5 protein-coding genes are annotated in these 18,314 nt (G+C 50.7%); all 5 read left to right on the forward strand.

What is annotated here, in order from left to right; genetic code table 11:
* A partial coding sequence (locus AD710_RS20005) for a condensation domain-containing protein (RefSeq protein WP_231595048.1) occupies positions 1–1,456 on the forward strand: 1,456 nt, incomplete at its 5' end.
* A gap of 21 nt (positions 1,457–1,477) precedes the next feature.
* Positions 1,478–12,238, forward strand: a complete 10,761-nt coding sequence (gene srfAB, locus AD710_RS20020; protein WP_049627868.1) for a surfactin non-ribosomal peptide synthetase SrfAB — start codon at positions 1,478–1,480, stop codon at positions 12,236–12,238.
* Between the two features lie 34 nt (positions 12,239–12,272).
* Entirely contained in the window at positions 12,273–16,109 is a 3,837-nt protein-coding gene (gene srfAC, locus AD710_RS09660) for a surfactin non-ribosomal peptide synthetase SrfAC (RefSeq protein WP_049627869.1), read from the forward strand.
* An 18-nt stretch (positions 16,110–16,127) separates the two neighbouring features.
* Positions 16,128–16,859 carry a surfactin biosynthesis thioesterase SrfAD gene (gene srfAD, locus AD710_RS09665; RefSeq protein ID WP_049627870.1) on the forward strand — a complete coding sequence of 244 codons (732 nt, stop codon included), beginning with the start codon at positions 16,128–16,130 and terminating at the stop codon, positions 16,857–16,859.
* A gap of 121 nt (positions 16,860–16,980) precedes the next feature.
* Entirely contained in the window at positions 16,981–18,291 is a 1,311-nt protein-coding gene (locus tag AD710_RS09670) for an aminotransferase class I/II-fold pyridoxal phosphate-dependent enzyme (RefSeq protein ID WP_016937289.1), read from the forward strand.
* Positions 18,292–18,314: the final 23 nt, after the last annotated feature.

Below are 18,314 nucleotides of genomic sequence, written 5' to 3' on the forward strand. Positions count from 1 at the left end.
CATCCGCGAAGAGCTCGTCTCTTACGTGGAGCGGACGGAAGGCAAGCAGGCCGATCAGGGACCTGTCGAAGGCGAAGCGGACTTAACGCCGATCCAGCGCTGGTTCTTTGAGAAAAACTTCACGGACAAACACCACTGGAACCAATCCGTCATGCTTCATGCGAAAGACGGCTTTGATCCGGACCTGGTGGAAAAAACCCTGCAAGCATTGATGGAACACCATGATGCACTCCGTATGGTTTACCGTGAGCAAAAGCCATATTACAGAGGGCTTGAGGAGGCGTCTGTTGAACTGAACGTCTTTGAGCTGAACGGACTCAGCGAAGATCATGAAGACCGTATCGAACGGGAAGCAGACCGTCTTCAAAGCAGTATTTCACTGGAAACAGGATCTCTGCTGAAGGCCGGGCTCTTCCGGGCGGAAGACGGAGACCACCTTCTCCTTGCGATCCATCACTTAGTCGTAGACGGTGTATCTTGGCGGATTTTACTGGAGGACTTCACCTCCGTTTATACACAGCTCAAGCAAGGCAATGACCCGGCGCTGCCGCCGAAAACACATTCATTCGCCGAATTTGCCGAGAGAATCAAAGAATACGCAAATACGAAGGCGTTTCTGAAAGAAGTTGATTACTGGAAAGAGCTTGAGGAGAAAGAGGTATGCACTCAGCTCCCGAAAGACAGGCAGTCTGGGGATCAGCGCATGAGACATACAAGAACGGTCAGCTTCTCTCTGACGGCTGAACAAACTGAACAGCTGACCACAAACGTCCATGAAGCCTACCACACAGAAATGAATGATATTCTGCTGACGGCGCTCGGACTGGCGCTCAAGGAGTGGACGGGTGAAGACACGATCGGCGTTCATTTGGAAGGCCACGGACGTGAAGACATTCTTGACGGCTTGAATATCACCCGGACGGTCGGCTGGTTTACGAGCATGTATCCGATGATCCTTGAGATGAAACACGCCGACGACCTTTCATATCAGCTGAAACAAATGAAAGAAGACATCAGGCATATCCCGAACAAAGGAGTCGGCTACGGCATTCTGCGTTATGTAACGGCGCCTGAGCATAAAGAGAATCTTTCGTTTGAGATTGATCCGGATATCAGCTTTAACTACTTAGGCCAGTTTAATGAGATGTCGGATTCCGGCTTATTTACAAGATCCGATATGCCGTCCGGACAATCGCTGAGCCCGGACACAGAGAAGCCGAATGCGCTTGATATTGTCGGATTTATAGAAAATGGGCAGATGACGATGACGTTTGCCTATCATTCTCTCGAATTTCATGAAAAAACCATCCAATCGTTCAGTGACAGCTTTAAAGGGCACCTCCTGAAAATCATAGATCATTGCCTGGCTCAAGACGGTCCTGAACTTACGCCTAGTGATCTTGGTGATGATGATCTGACGCTTGATGAACTTGATAAATTAATGGAAATTCTCTAACAGAAAAGACAGAGGTGACATATGAGCAAAAAATCGATTCAAAAGGTGTATGCACTCACACCGATGCAGGAGGGAATGCTGTATCATGCGCTGCTTGATCCGCATTCTTCCTCCTACTTCACACAATTAGAGCTTAGGATTTACGGAAGTTTTCAGCTCGAGCTTTTTGAAAAAAGCGTCAATGAGCTGATCCGGACATATGACATCCTGCGAACGGTATTCGTGCACCAGCAGCTTCAAAAACCGCGCCAAGTCGTATTGGCCGAACGGAAGACGAAAGTGCACTATGAAGATATCAGTCAATTAGATGAAGCTCGTCAAACCGAATATATTGAACGCTATAAACGCGACGTGCAGCAGCAGGGCTTTCATCTGGCGAAGGATATTCTTTTTAAAGCGGCGGTATTCAGACTCAGTGAGAAGGAGCTTTATCTCGTCTGGAGCAATCATCATATCGTCATGGACGGCTGGAGTATGGGCGTTTTGATGAAAAGCCTGTTTCAAAACTATGAAGCGCTTCGTGCCGGCCGGCCCGCCGGAGGAAGCCAGGGCAAACCTTACTCTGACTATATCAAATGGCTCGGAGGCCGGGATTATGATGAGGCGGAACAATATTGGAGCAGCCGCTTAGCGGATTTCGAACAGCCAAGCCTGCTCCCGGGCCGTCTGGCAGCGGAAAAGAAAGACTATCAAAATGAAGAATATTCTTTTGTCTGGGATGAAGAGCTGGTTTCGCAGATTCAGCAGACCGCCAACCGGCATCAAGTCACGGGGCCTAACCTGTTTCAAGCGGTGTGGGGCGCAGTGCTCAGCAAATACAACTATACAGACGATGTGGTGTTCGGCACTGTTGTATCAGGCCGTCCTTCAGAAATCAACGGCATAGAAACAATGGCCGGGCTGTTCATCAATACGATCCCTGTCAGAATCAAGATTGACAAAGAAGCAACCTTTTCTGACGTGATGACGGCAGTTCAGAAAAACGCCGTGGAAGCCGAGCGCTATGATTATGTGCCGCTCTATGACATTCAAAAGCGCTCTGCTCTGGACGGCAGCCTTTTGAATCATTTGGTCGCCTTTGAAAACTATCCGCTGGACAAAGAGCTGGAAAACGGGGGCATGGAGGAAAGACTCGGCTTTTCCATTAAAGTTGAACATGCTTTTGAGCAGACGAGCTTTGATTTCAATCTCATCGTGTATCCGGGAAAAACGTGGACTGTCAAAATCAAATACAACGGAGCGGCTTTTGCTCATGATGCCATCGAACGAACGGCGCACCATCTGACCCGCATGATGAAAGCGGCGGTCGGAACGCCTGACGCGCCCGTGCGGGATCTCGGCCTTGTTTCAGGCGAAGAAGAGCGGCAGATTGTTGACATATTCAATGATACGAAAACGGCGCTTCCGGAAGAGGAGGCCGTTCACCGTTTGTTTGAAGCACAGGCAAACCGGACGCCCGCAAGCATCGCGATAAAAGAAGAGGGGCGCGAATGGACGTACCGTGAAGTGAACGAAGCGGCCAACCGCCTGGCGAGATATCTTGTGAAGAACGGGCTGGAAAAAGGCCGGACCGCCGCTATTATGAACGACCGGTCTGCGGAAACCGTTATCGGCATGCTTGCCGTCCTAAAAGCAGGCGGCGCATATGTGCCGATTGATCCTGCTTTTCCGGAGGACCGTCTCCGCTTTATGGCGGAAGACAGTTCGATTCAGATCGTGCTGACAGTTCAGGACTATCTGGAACAAGCGGGCACATTGCAAGTCCCGGTCATCATGCTGGATGAAAGCGCGGATGAAACGGTAAGCGGAGCAAACTTGAGTCTCCCTGCCGGCGGAAACGACTTGGCGTATATTATGTATACATCCGGGTCGACCGGCAAACCGAAAGGCGTCATGATTGAACACAGAAATATCATCAGGCTCGTCAAACATTCGAATTATGTGCCGGTTCATGAAGAAGACCGCATGGCGCAAACGGGAGCCGTCAGCTTTGATGCCGGAACCTTCGAAGTCTTCGGTGCATTGCTGAACGGAGCTGCGCTGTATCCTGTTAAAAAAGAGACGCTGCTTGACGCCGGACAATTCGCCCAATTTCTGAAAGAGCATCGGATCACGACCATGTGGCTGACGTCTCCGCTGTTTAATCAGCTTGCCCAAAAGGATGCCGGCATGTTTAACACGCTCCGGCACCTTATCATCGGCGGTGATGCGCTTGTACCGCATATTGTCAGCAAAGTGAGAAAGCAGTCACCGGAGCTGTCTCTTTGGAACGGCTACGGCCCGACGGAGAATACGACGTTTTCGACGAGTTTTCTCATTGATCAGGACTACGACGGCTCGGTCCCGATCGGGAAGCCGATCGGAAATTCCACTGCGTACATTATGGACGAAAACCGCAACCTCCAGCCGATCGGCGCTCCCGGTGAGCTGTGCGTCGGCGGAAGCGGAGTGGCAAGAGGCTATGTGAATCTGCCTGAATTAACGGAGAAGCAATTTGTCCGCGATCCGTTCAGACCGGATGAAATGATATACCGGACGGGAGACTTGGCGAAGTGGCTTCCGGACGGCACGATCGAGTTTCTCGGCAGAATTGACAATCAAGTAAAGGTCCGCGGGTTCAGAATCGAGCTCGGCGAAATCGAGGCGAAAATCAGCCAGGTGCAGAATGTGACGGAATCTGCAGCTGTGATCCGGAAAAATAAAGCGGATGAAAATGAAATCTGCGCTTACTTTACCGCAGACCGGGACCTTTCACCGGAAGACCTGCGCAAAACACTTTCGGAATCACTTCCTGAATATATGATTCCCGCGCACTTCATACAGATGAGTCAGTTTCCGCTGACGGCGAACGGAAAAATTGATAAAAAGGCACTGCCTGAACCGCAGACTGAAGCCGTTCAAAAAGAATACGAAGCGCCGAAAACGGAAGCGGAGCAGAAACTCGCGGACATTTGGGAAGGCATTCTCGGCGTAAAAGCGGGTGTGACTGACAATTTCTTTACGATTGGCGGACATTCTTTAAAAGCCATGATGATGACCGCTAAAATTCAGGAGCACTTTCAAAAAGAAGTGCCGATCAAAGTGTTATTTGAAAAGCCGACCATTCAGGAGCTTGCGCATTATTTGGAGCATGAGAGTGAGGAGGAGCAGCAGTTTGAACCGATCCGGCAAGCGCCTCATCAGAAGCATTATCCTGTTTCCTCAGCACAGCGCAGGATGTATATCCTTAATCAGCTCGGACAGGCCAGCACGAGCTACAACGTCCCTGCTGTACTTCTGCTGGAAGGATCAGTAGACAAAAACCGCCTTGAAGAGGCCATGCAGGCATTAATCAACCGTCATGAGACACTGCGTACATCGTTTGACATGGCGGATGGAGAAGTCGTGCAGACCATTCATGAAAATGTGAGCTTTCAGCTGGAAACCGCCGAGGGCCGGGAAGAAGATGCGGAAGAGCTGACAAAAGCCTTTATCAGACCGTTTACGCTCAACCGTGCGCCGCTCGTCCGTTCGAAGCTGATCCGGCTTGAAGCTGACCGTCATCTTCTGTTGATTGACATGCATCACATTATTACGGACGGAAGCTCTATGGGCATTTTCATCGGTGATCTGGCAAAGCTTTATCAAGGTACGGAGCTTGCGCTGCCAAAGATTCATTATAAGGATTTTTCAGTCTGGCAGCGTGAAAAAGCAAATCTCGATCAGCACGAGGCCTACTGGCTCGAAACGTTCAAAGGCGAACTGCCGGTGTTGGATCTGCCGCTTGATTTCCCGCGTCCTGCCGAGCGCAGTTTTGAAGGGGAACGCGTCATCTTCGGGCTTGATAAACAGGTGACGGCGCAGATTAAGACATTGCTGGCTGATACGGATACGACGATGTACATGTTCTTGTTAGCCGCTTTTCAAGTGCTGCTGTCCAAATATTCAGGGCAGGAAGACATCATAGTCGGATCTCCGGCGGCCGGAAGACAGCATCCTGATCTCCAAGAGGTGCCGGGCATGTTTGTCAACACAGTCGCGCTTCGGTCGCATCCTGCCGGCAAAAAAACGTTCAAGCAATTCCTGGACGAAGTGAAGACGGCGAGTCTTCAAGCTTTCGAGCATCAAAGCTATCCGCTTGAAGAATTAATTGAAAAACTGCCGTTAACGAGGGACACAAGCCGGAGTCCGCTGTTCAGCGTGTTATTTAATATGCAGAACATGGAGATCCCGTCTCTGCGGCTCGGAGATTTGGAGATTTCTTCTTACTCCATGCATCATCATGTCGCTAAATTTGATCTTTCCTTAGAAGCGGCTGAGCGCGGAGAAGAGGTCGGATTGAGCTTTGATTACGCGAAAGCCTTATTTGCGGACGAAACCATCCGCCGCTGGAGCGCTCATTTTGTCAATCTGATTAAAGCCTGCGCTGAAAATCCGGATATTCAGCTGGCCGAAGCAAGCCTGTTATCTGAACCTGAGCGGGAAGCGCTCCTCTCTGATGAAAAACGTACGGAAGCGGATCTCCCTGAGGGCACTTTTGTTTCACTGTTTGAACGGCAAGCGCAAAAAACGCCTGATCTCACGGCGGTTGCAGGCGGAACAAGTCTGACATACCGGGAACTTGATGAACAGTCGAACCGGTTTGCGCGCCATCTTCAGGCGTGCGGAGCGGGCAGTGAGGACATCGTGGCTATTATGATGGATCGTTCGGCCGACTTGATTACCGCGATTCTCGGCGTCATGAAAGCCGGAGCGGCATTTCTCCCGATTGATCCGGAGACTCCTGAAGAGAGAATCCGCTATTCTCTTGAAGACAGCGGAACGAAGCTTCTGGTCGTCAATGAGAGAAACATGACCGCTGCCGCCGTTTATAAAGGAAAAACGGTCGTAATGGAAGGCGGAGAATGGCGGAACGAAAGCGCCGATCGGCTCGAAACGAATCCTGACGCCGACCAGCTTGCATATATCATTTATACCTCGGGAACAACGGGCAAACCGAAAGGCGTCCAGCTGGAGCACCGCAATCTAGTCAATTATGTCACGTGGTTCAGCCGTGAAGCCGGTTTGACCGAAGCTGACAAATCCGTGCTGCTGTCTTCTTACGCATTTGATCTCGGATATACGGCCATATTCCCGATTCTTCAGGCGGGCGGCGAGCTGCACATTGTGCCGAAAGAGACGTACACTTCGCCTGACCAGCTTGGTGAATATATACAGAAAAACGGCATTACGTATATGAAACTGACGCCGTCATTGTTCCATATGATCGTCAATACTGCCCGTTTTACGGCAGAACGCCGTTTCAGCCCGCTTCGTTTAGTGGTGCTCGGCGGTGAAAAAATCATCACGTCCGATGTCCGCAAGTTTCATGACGTATACGCCCATACTGACTTCATCAATCACTACGGGCCGACAGAAACGACGATCGGCGCCATTGCCGGACGGATCAATATGGAGCGGCTTGATCAATATGAGCAGCGTCCCGTCATCGGCCGCCCGATCGCAAATACCGGCGCCCTTGTGCTGGACGGATCAATGCAGCTCGTTCCTCCGGGCGCAAGCGGCGAGCTTTATATTACCGGGAAGGGGCTTGCAAGAGGATATCTTCACCGTCCGCAGCTGACGGCGGAGAAATTTCTCTCAAATCCTTTTTCACCGGACAGCCTCATGTACAAAACAGGAGATGTCGTCCGAAGGCTTTCTGACGGGACGATTGAATTTATCGGCCGCGCCGATGATCAGGTGAAAATCCGGGGCTACCGTATCGAATTAAAAGAGGTTGAAACTGTGCTGTTAAGCGTAAACGGCATTCAGGAGGCGGTCGTTCTCGCAGTCAGCGAAGGCGGACTGCCGGAACTGTGCGCGTACTATAAAGCCGACAGCGAGATGAAAGGCTCTGAGCTTCGCAAACAGCTTTCCGAAACGCTGCCGTCTCATATGCTTCCGGCCTATTTCGTGCAAGTAGACCGCATTCCGCTCACAGCCAACGGAAAAACAGATAAAAACGCCCTTCCGAAACCGGGCGCAAGCCAGACGGCGCAAACGGCTTCAGCCTTGCCGGAAACGGAGCTGGAAGAGAAGCTTTGCCGCATTTGGCAAAAGACTCTCGGTGCAGATATGCTCGGCATCGACGATAATTTCTTCGATTACGGCGGGCACTCTTTAAAAGGCATGATGCTCCTTGCCAATATCCAGGCTGAACTGGACAAAACAGTTCCGTTAAAAGCGCTGTTCGAACATCCGACGGTCCGTCAGCTTGCCGCATATATCGAGAATTCAGCGGTATCTGAGCAATATCGGATGATCTCACCGGCAGACAGCTCTGACGCGTACCCTTTATCATCCGCCCAAAAACGGATGTACGTCCTGAACCAGCTTGACCGTGACACAATCAGCTACAATATGCCGTCCGTTCTTCTGATGGAGGGAGAAGTCGATATTTCAAGGCTTCAGGAAGCGCTCAATCAGATGATCAATCGTCACGAATCTTTGCGGACGTCCTTTATCGATCAAAATGGCCTGCCGATGCAGCGGATCACAGAACAGGCTGACATCGAGCTTCACATCTTTGAAGCAGCGGATGAAGAGAAAGCCGATCTTATCATTCGGGCATTCATTAAGCCGTTTGATTTGAGTGCGGCTCCGCTCATTCGGGCCGCTCTTGTCAGACTGAATGAAAAGAAACACCTGCTGCTGCTGGATATGCATCATATTATTGCCGACGGCGTGTCCAGAAGCCTGCTGGTCAAAGAGCTCGCTCACCTTTACAAAGGCGGAAGTCTGCCGGCGCCGAACCTGCACTATAAAGACTTCGCCGTCTGGCAGAATGAACCCGGGCAGGCCGAACGGATGAAAGACCATGAGCGTTATTGGCTCTCCGCATTTTCCGGCGAGCTTCCTGAATTGAATCTGCCGACCGATTTTCCGCGTCCACCGGTTCAAAGCTTTAAAGGACAGTCCGTCCGCTTCAGAGCGGGGCGTGAAACGGAAAAAGCGGTGCGTGAATTAATGGAGCAATCGGGAGCGACTCTTCATATGGTGCTTCATGCCGCGTTCCATGTTTTCTTAGGCAAAATCACGGGGCAGCGCGATATCATTATCGGCTCGGTGACTGCCGGAAGAACGAGCGCCGAAGTTCAGGAAATGCCGGGGATGTTTGTCAATACGCTTGCGCTTCGCAATGAAACGCGCAAAGAGCAGACCTTCGCCGGGCTGCTCGAACAGGTGAAACAAACCAATCTCGACGCGCTGGCGCATCAAGATTATCCGTTTGAAGATCTGATCGGAAAGCTTGACCTGCCGAGAGATATGAGCCGAAATCCATTGTTCCAAGTCATGGTGACGACAGAAGATCCGGATAAAGAAACACTGGAACTGGAGAACCTGCGCATCACTCCGTATGAGTCGAACCAAGGCACGGCGAAATTCGATCTGACACTCGGCGGCTTTACGGATCAAGAAGGCCTCGGTCTTCAGCTTGAATATGCGACTGATCTGTTTAAAAAAGAAACAATTGAAAAGTGGAGCGCCGGGTTCCTGCGTATTCTGAAGCAAGCGGCAGAAAACCCGGACAGAAAGCTGCCGGAGATTTCCCTGATCAGCGATGCTGAAAAACAAGCCCTCCTTGACGCTTGGAAAGGAAAAACACTCTCCGTGCCGCGGGACAAAACGGTTCACCGTCTCTTTGAAGAAACGGCCGCCCGCCACGCGAACCGTCCGGCTGTGGCATACAACGGCGCGAAATGGACGTACGGCGAGCTGAACGCAAGGGCGAACCGCATCGCGCGCATTCTCATGGACTGCGGTGTTACAGCTGACGAACGGGTCGGCATTTTGACGAAACCGTCCTTGGAAATGGCTGCGGGCGTACTCGGCGTCTTGAAAGCGGGCGCGGCATTTGTGCCGATTGACCCGGATTACCCGAAAGAGCGGATCAGCTACATTCTGCAGGACAGCGGGGCCAAGCTGCTTCTCACGCAGGAAGCGCTCGACGTGCCGGAAAGCTACACAGGAGACACGATCCTGCTTGACGGCAGCCGCTCTATTCTGAGCCTGCCGCTTGATGAAAACGATGAAGCGAACCCGCAGACGGAAACCACGGCGGATCATCTCGCTTATATGATTTACACGTCAGGAACGACCGGACAGCCGAAGGGTGTCATGGTCGAACACCATGCGCTGGTGAACCTGTGTTTCTGGCATCATGACGCATTCGCCATGACGGCGGAGGATAAAAGCGCCAAATACGCGGGCTTCGGTTTTGACGCCTCCATCTGGGAGATGTTCCCTACATGGACCATCGGCGCGGAGCTTCATGTCATTGACGAAGCGATCCGGCTGGATATCACCCGCTTAAATCACTATTTCGAAGAGCACGGCGTGACCATTACCTTCCTGCCGACACAGCTGGCCGAACAATTTATGGAGCTGGAAAATAGCTCTCTCCGCATGCTTCTCGTCGGAGGCGACAAGCTGAAGCGGGCGGTGAAGCAGCCGTACACGATCGTCAACAACTACGGCCCGACGGAGAACACCGTCGTCGCGACAAGCGGCGTCATCAATCCGGAGGAAGGATCGCTTTCGATCGGACGGGCGATTGCCAATACGAGAGCTTATATTCTCGGCGACGGCAATCAGGTGCAGCCGGAAGGCATTGCCGGTGAATTGTGCGTGGCAGGCCGCGGACTTGCGCGCGGATACCTGAACCGTGAGGAAGAAACGGCGAAGCGGTTTACCGCAGATCCGTTTGTGCCAGGCGAGCGCATGTACCGGACCGGCGACCTCGTCAAATGGAACGCGCAGTGCGGTATCGAATACATCGGCCGCATCGACCAGCAGGTCAAAGTGCGCGGCTACCGGATCGAGCTTTCAGAAATTGAAGTCCGCCTCGCGCAGCTTGCGGACGTTCATGACGCGGCGGTGACGGCGGTGGAAGACAAAGCGGGCAATACCGCCCTTTGCGCCTATGTCGCACCTCAGCAGGACGATATCGAAGCGCTCAAAGCCGCGCTGAAAGACACGCTTCCGGACTACATGGTCCCTGCGTTCTGGGTGGAAATGGACGAGCTTCCGGTCACCGCAAACGGCAAGATTGACAAAAAAGCCCTGCCGGCGCCTGACATTGAAGCGGGAAGCGCCGCCTACAAAGCGCCGGAAACAGAGATGGAAACGCTGCTTTCTGACATTTGGCAGGAAGTGCTCGGACTGGACCAGATCGGCGTAAGCGATAATTTCTTCACGCTCGGCGGCGACTCGATCAAAGGCATTCAAATGGCGAGCCGCCTGAACCAGCACGGCTACAAGCTGGAGATGAAAGATCTCTTCCAGCATCCGACCATTGAAGAGCTCGTCTCTTACGTGGAACGGACGGAAGGCAAGCAGGCCGACCAGGGACCTGTCGAAGGCGAAGCGGAATTAACGCCGATCCAGCGCTGGTTCTTTGAGAAAAACTTTACGAACAAACACCATTGGAACCAATCCGTCATGCTTCACGCAAAAGACGGCTTTGATCCGGTTCTGGTGGAAAGAACCCTGCAAGCATTGATGGAACACCATGATGCACTGCGGATGGTTTACCGTGAAGAAAGGGAAGGCATCATTCAGACATATCTCCCTGTCAGTGAATGCAAGGCAAGCTTTGAAATCGTTGATCTGTACGGAACAGACGAAGACATGCTGAAAAGCCAGATTCAGCGGCTTGCCGAACAGCTTCAGGGCAGTCTTGATCTGAAGAACGGCCCGCTGTTAAAAGCAGAGCAATATCGGACAGAACAAGGCGATCATCTGTTAATTGCGGTTCACCATCTCGTCGTGGACGGGGTTTCATGGAGAATTTTGCTTGAGGATTTCGCTTCAGGTTATAAACAGGCGCAGCAGCAAAACAGCATCGTCCTCCCGCAGAAAACCCACTCCTTTAAGGATTGGGCAGAGGCGCTGAGCACGTTTGCGCAATCAGAAGAGCTGAAGAAGCAGGCGGATTATTGGGCGCAGGCAGATGCAGAAGAACTCCGGCCGCTGCCGAAAGACCATGAGCCGACAAAACGGCTCGTCAAACATACGGCGGCCGTGAAATGTGAACTAACTGAGGAAGAAACGGCGCAGCTGCTTACAGATGTTCATCATCCGTACGGAACGGAAATCAACGACATTCTGCTTAGCGCGCTCGGCTTAACAATCGGTGAATGGACGGAAAACGGTAAAGTCGGCATCAACTTAGAAGGACACGGCCGGGAAGAAATCATACCGAATGTCAATATTTCACGGACGGTCGGCTGGTTTACGGCCCAATATCCGTTGATTCTGCAGATCAGCAAAGAAGACGGCGTCTCTTCCGTCATTAAAACGGTAAAAGAGACGGTGCGGCGCGTTCCTGATAAAGGCGTAGGATACGGGATTCTCCGGTATCTGTCATCCGATGAAACAGAAAAAGGCGTCACGCCTGAAATCAGTTTTAACTACCTAGGGCAGTTTGACAATGAAGTGAAAACTGAATGGTTTGAACCGTCACCATATGATATGGGGCGTCAAGTCAGCGAAGAGTCAGAGGCGTTATACGCACTGAGCTTCAGCGGGATGGTTACAGGCGGCCGCTTCGTCATTTCCTGCTCATACAATCAGGAAGAATATGAAAGAAGCACAGTCGAAGCACAGATGCAGCGATTTAAAGAAAACCTCTTAATGATCATCCGCCATTGCACGGCCAAAGAGGAGAAAGAATTTACGCCGAGCGACTTCAGCGCGCAGGATCTGGAGATGGATGAAATGGGAGACATCTTTGACATGCTTGAGGAGAATTTAACGTGACAAAAACAGTTAACAGAAGGGGGGAGCGGAGCAGATGAGCCAGTTCAAAAAAGATCAAGTTCAGGACATGTATTATTTGTCGCCGATGCAGGAGGGAATGCTGTTTCATACTCTCCTGAATCCCGGCCAAAGCTTTTATATCGAACAAATGACAATGAAAGTAAAAGGCAGCTTGAATATCAAATGCCTTGAAGAAAGCATGAATGTGATCATGGACCGGTACGATGTATTTCGTACCGTGTTCATTCACGAAAAAGTAAAAAGGCCGGTCCAAGTCGTATTGAAAAAAAGGCAGTTTCAGATAGAAGAAATCGATCTGGCACACTTACCGGGCAGCGAGCAAGCAGCCAAAATCAATGAATACAAAGAACAGGATAAGATCAAGGGGTTTGATTTGACGCGGGATATCCCAATGCGTGCGGCTATTTTTAAAAAAGCTGAAGAAAGCTTTGAATGGGTGTGGAGCTATCATCACATGATTTTGGACGGCTGGTGCTTTGGCATCGTCGTGCAGGATCTGTTCAAGGTATACAATGCCCTGCGCGAACAAAAGCCATACAGCCTGCCGCCGGTCAAACCATATAAGGACTATATCAAGTGGCTTGAAAAGCAGGATAAACAAGCATCACTGCATTACTGGCGCGAGTACTTAGAGGAATTTGAAGGACAAACGACATTTGCGGAGCAAAGAAAGAAACAAAAGGACGGCTATGAGCCGAAAGAGCTGCTCTTCTCACTGCCGGAGGCGGACACAAAGGCGTTTAACGAGCTTGCAAAATCACAGCATACCACTTTGAGTACGGCGCTGCAGGCAGTGTGGAGTGTATTAATCAGCCGCTACCAGCAGTCCGGCGATTTGATCTTCGGCACAGTCGTTTCCGGGCGTCCCGCAGAAATCAAAGGCGTTGAACATATGGTCGGGCTGTTTATCAATGTTGTCCCGAGGCGGGTGAAACTGTCTGAGGATACCACATTTAACGGATTGCTCAAGCAGCTGCAGGAACAATCGCTGCAGTCTGAGCCGCATCAATACGTGCCGCTCTATGACATCCAAAGCCAGGCCGATCAGCCAAAGCTGATTGACCACATCATTGTGTTTGAAAATTATCCGCTTCAGGATGCAAAAAATGAAGAAAACAATGAAAACGGCTTTGAAATGGAGGATGTCCATGTTTTTGAGAAGTCGAATTATGATCTCAACCTGATGGCTTCCCCGGGAGACGAGATGCTGATCAAGCTTGCCTATAATGAGAATGTGTTTGATGAGGCATTTATCCAGCGCTTAAAATCACAGCTTCTCACAGCGATTCAGCAGCTCATCCAGAAGCCGGATCAGCCTGTTCATACGATCAGTCTTGTTGATGAAAAGGAAAGAGAGTTTCTGCTTACAGGCTTAAACCCGCCTGCTCAAAACCATCAGGCGAAGCCTCTGACGGATTGGTTCAAAGAGGCGGTGAATGTTCATCCTGATGCGCCGGCGCTTACGTATTCCGGCCAGACGCTTTCCTATCGCGAATTAGATGAGGAAGCGAACCGCCTTGCGCGCCGTTTGCAAAAGCAAGGTGCGGGTAAAGGCTCCGTTGTCGCGTTGTACACGAAGCGCTCGCTTGAACTGGTGATCGGCATTCTCGGCGTACTAAAAGCAGGAGCGGCTTATCTCCCGGTTGATCCGAAGCTGCCGGAGGACCGAATCTCGTATATGCTGACTGACAGTGATGCAGCCTGTCTGCTGACACATCAGGAGATGAAAGAAAAAGCGGATCAGCTGCCGTATACAGGAACAACACTCTTCATTGATGATCCTGCACGGTTCGAAGAGCAGGCAAGCGACCCTGCAGCCGCAATTGAACCCGATGATCCGGCATATATTATGTATACGTCCGGCACAACCGGAAAGCCGAAGGGCAATATCACCACTCATGCCAATATTCAAGGATTGGTCAAGCATGTAGACTACATGGCATTTTCTGAAAAAGATACGTTCTTATCCGTTTCGAATTACGCCTTTGACGCATTTACCTTTGATTTCTACGCGTCAATACTGAATGCGGCACGTCTCATTATCGCAGATGAACAGACACTGCTTGATACAGAACGGCTGACTGACTTGATCCGGCAGGAGAATGTCAATGTCATGTTTGCGACGACTGCACTTTTCAATCTTCTCACCGATGCGGGAGAGGATTGGCTGAGGGGGCTTCGCTGCGTGTTATTCGGAGGTGAGCGCGCGTCTGTGCCTCACGTCAGAAAAGCGTTTGAGATCATGGGGCCGGGCAAGCTGATTAATTGCTACGGGCCGACTGAGGGAACAGTGTTTGCGACAGCTCACGTCGTGCATGATTTACCGGATTCCATCTCTTCATTGCCGATCGGAAAGCCGATCAGCAATGCCAGTGTTTATATTCTTAACGAGCAAAATCAGCTTCAGCCATTTGGAGCTGTCGGTGAACTGTGCATCAGCGGAATGGGTGTATCAAAAGGGTATCTGAACCGTCATGATCTGACGGAGCAAATGTTTATCCCAAACCCGTTCAAGCCGGGAGAAACGCTTTACCGCACAGGGGATTTGGCACGCTGGCTGCCGGATGGCACGATTGAATACGCCGGGCGTATTGATGATCAGGTCAAAATACGCGGACACCGGATCGAGCTTGAAGAAATTGAAAAGCAGCTGCAGGAATACCCGGGTGTGAAAGATGCGGTTGTTGTTGTTGACCGCCACGAGTCTGGAGATGCATCAATCAACGCCTACCTCGTGAACCGGGCGCAACTGTCAGCTGAAGACGTAAAAGGGCACCTGAAAAAACAGCTTCCTGCTTACATGGTGCCGCAAACCTTTACTTTCTTAGAGGAGCTTCCTTTAACGACAAACGGGAAGGTCAATAAACGGATGCTGCCAAAACCTGATCCCGCTCAGCTGGCGAAAGAATGGATCGGGCCCCGAAATGCGACGGAAGAAATGATTGCACACATCTGGTCCGAAATTCTCGGCAGACAGCAGATAGGCATTCATGATGATTTCTTTGCACTCGGCGGGCACTCCTTAAAAGCGATGACGGCTGCGTCCCGTATTAAAAAAGAGCTCGGTACGGATATCCCGGTGAAGCTGTTGTTCGAAGCGCCGACAATCGCAGGCATTGCCGATTATCTGATTCACGGTGAAGAAAAAGGGATGAAAGACCTCACCATCATGAATAAAAATCAGTCTGACACACTGTTTGCGTTCCCGCCTGTTCTCGGTTACGGGCTGATGTACCAGCCGCTGGCAAAACATCTGTCCGGCTATAGAATCTGCGCGTTCGATTTTATCGAGGAAGACAGCCGTATCGAACGCTACACAGAGCTGATCAATCAGCTGCAGCCGGAAGGCCCGGTCAAGCTGTTCGGATACTCGGCAGGATGCACGCTCGCCTTTGAAACCGCCAAACGGCTTGAAGCCGAAGGACGTAAAGTGGAGCGGCTGATCATGGTTGATTCCTATAAAAAACAAGGCGTCAGCGACTTGGAAGGCCGCACAGTAGAAAGTGATGTCGAGGCGCTGATGAAGGTAAACAGGGACAATGAAGCACTGAATAACGAAGCTGTCAAAGAAGGGCTCGCCAAAAAAACAAATGCATTTTATTCTTATTTCGTGCATGCCGTCAGCACCGGCACCGTCAATGCGGACATAGATCTATTAACATCAGAACCGGACTTTGCGATGCCGCCGTGGCTCGCTTCGTGGGAGGAAGCTACGGCAGGTGAATACCGTGTGAAAAAAGGCTGCGGCACTCACGCAGAAATGCTTCAGGGTGAATGTCTTGAAAGGAATGCGGCATTTTTGCTCGAATTCCTAAGAAATGAACATCTGAAGCTGACAACTTCACGATAGAAAAGGAGGAAGCCGCTAATGGTCCAGCTCTTTAAATCGTTCGATACCACAGAAAAAACGCAGCTCATCTGTTTTCCGTTCGCAGGAGGCTATTCAGCATCATTCCGCCCGCTCCACACCTATCTCCAAGGTGAATGTGAGATGCTTGCCGCGGAACCGCCTGGACACGGGACAAATCAAATGTCAGCCGTTGAGGATTTTGAACAGCTCGTCAGCTTGTACAAGCAGGAGCTGAATCTCCGTCCTGACCGTCCGTTTGTGCTGTTCGGGCACAGTATGGGAGGCATGGTCGCTTTCAGGCTGGCGCAAAAGCTGGAGCGGGAAGGCATTTACCCTGAGGCCGTGATCATCTCAGCCATTCAGCCGCCGCATGTGGAAAGGAAAAAGGTTTCTCATCTTGATGATGAAAAATTTCTCGCCCATATTATCGAGCTTGGCGGAATGCCGCAGGAGTTAGTGGAAAATAAGGAGGTCATGTCATTTTTCCTGCCTTCTTTCAGATCCGACTACCGTGCGCTTGAAAGCTTCCGGCCGTCTGATCTTCACACCATTCAATCACCCGTCCATATTTTTAACGGGCGGAAGGATAAAAAATGTATCAAAGATGCGGACGGATGGAAAAAATGGGCCGCAAATCCCGTATTTCATGAGTTTTCGGACGGCCACATGTTCATATTAAGTGAAACTGCAAAAGTGGCGGAACGAATCTATGAGATTATTAACAGGAGCACTGCAGGCCAATTGTTATAGGTTATGACAGACAGCATTCGCTGTCTGTTTTTTGTAACAAAATCTGCCCGATCGTTTTCTCATTTATCAAAAATTTTATGTTATGATTTGATGGAATATAATTTTGAAGGGATTGTCGTACATGAATGATGCAGCAAAAGAGCTGAACAGAACATTATCTGAAGAAAACCCGCACGTGCTTCATATGCTTTCTGATTTGGGCAAAGATTTGTTTTATCCGAAAGGGGTGCTGACGCAATCAGCGGAAGCGAAAGCCAAGGCCGGAAAGTATAATGCCACGATCGGAATCGCCACCTCACAAGGGGAGTCCATGCACTTTTCCCATATTCAAGAGACGTTGTCCGCCTATAACCCCGATGATATCTACGATTATGCTCCGCCGCAGGGAAAAGAGCCGCTCAGACAGGAATGGCTGAAAAAAATGCGTCTCGAAAATCCTTCATTAGCCGGCAAAGACATCAGCACGCCGATCGTGACAAACGCTTTGACACACGGGCTGAGCATTGCCGCCGACTTGTTCGTCAATGAAGGGGATACGCTCCTTCTCCCTGATAAATATTGGGGAAATTACAACTTCATTTTCGGTGTCCGGCGCAAGGCATCTATTGAGACGTACCCGCTTTTTCAGCACGATGGGCGTTTTAATGCGGCAGGGCTGTCCGAGCTGCTGAAAAAGCAGGAAGAGAAGGCGATTGTCGTGCTGAATTTCCCGAATAATCCGACAGGCTATACGCCGGGAGAAGAGGAAGCGTCAGAAATCGTCAGCGTGATCTTGGAGGCGGCGGAGGCCGGCAAAGAGATTGTCGTGCTCGTAGACGATGCGTATTACAATCTGTTTTACGATGAAACGGCTATTCAGGAATCCATCTTCAGCAAACTCGCTCAAGTGCACGACCGGGTGCTTTGCGTGAAAATAGACGGCGCGACGAAGGAAAATTACGCGTGGGGCTTCCGCGTCGGTTTTATTACGTACAGCACAAAAAGCGAAAAAGCGCTGCGCGTGCTCGAGGAAAAAACAAAAGGAATCATCAGGGGGACGATTTCAAGCGCCCCGCACCCTTCCCAAACATTTATGCTGCGGGCGATGCAGTCACCGGAATACGAGAAAGAAAAATCGCTGAAATATAACATTATGAAAAAACGGGCTGACAAAGTAAAAGCCGTTCTTGCAGAAAACAAGCACTATGAAGACGTATGGACGCCTTATCCGTTTAACTCGGGCTATTTCATGTGTGTCCGGCTGAAAGATATAAACGCCGGTGAATTGAGAGTCTCATTGCTTGAAAAAAGAGGAATCGGGACGATATCCATCAATGAGACGGATTTGCGAATCGCATTTTCATGCGTCGAAGAAGAACACATCGCGGATCTGTTCGAAGAAATTTATCAAGAAGCAAAGCAGCTGCAGAAACAGGCGGAAATATCAGGCTGACAAAAAAGGAGGGGGACACCCTC

This window comes from Bacillus sp. JFL15 (assembly GCF_001184225.1).
In the GTDB taxonomy this organism is placed as follows: domain Bacteria; phylum Bacillota; class Bacilli; order Bacillales; family Bacillaceae; genus Bacillus; species Bacillus siamensis.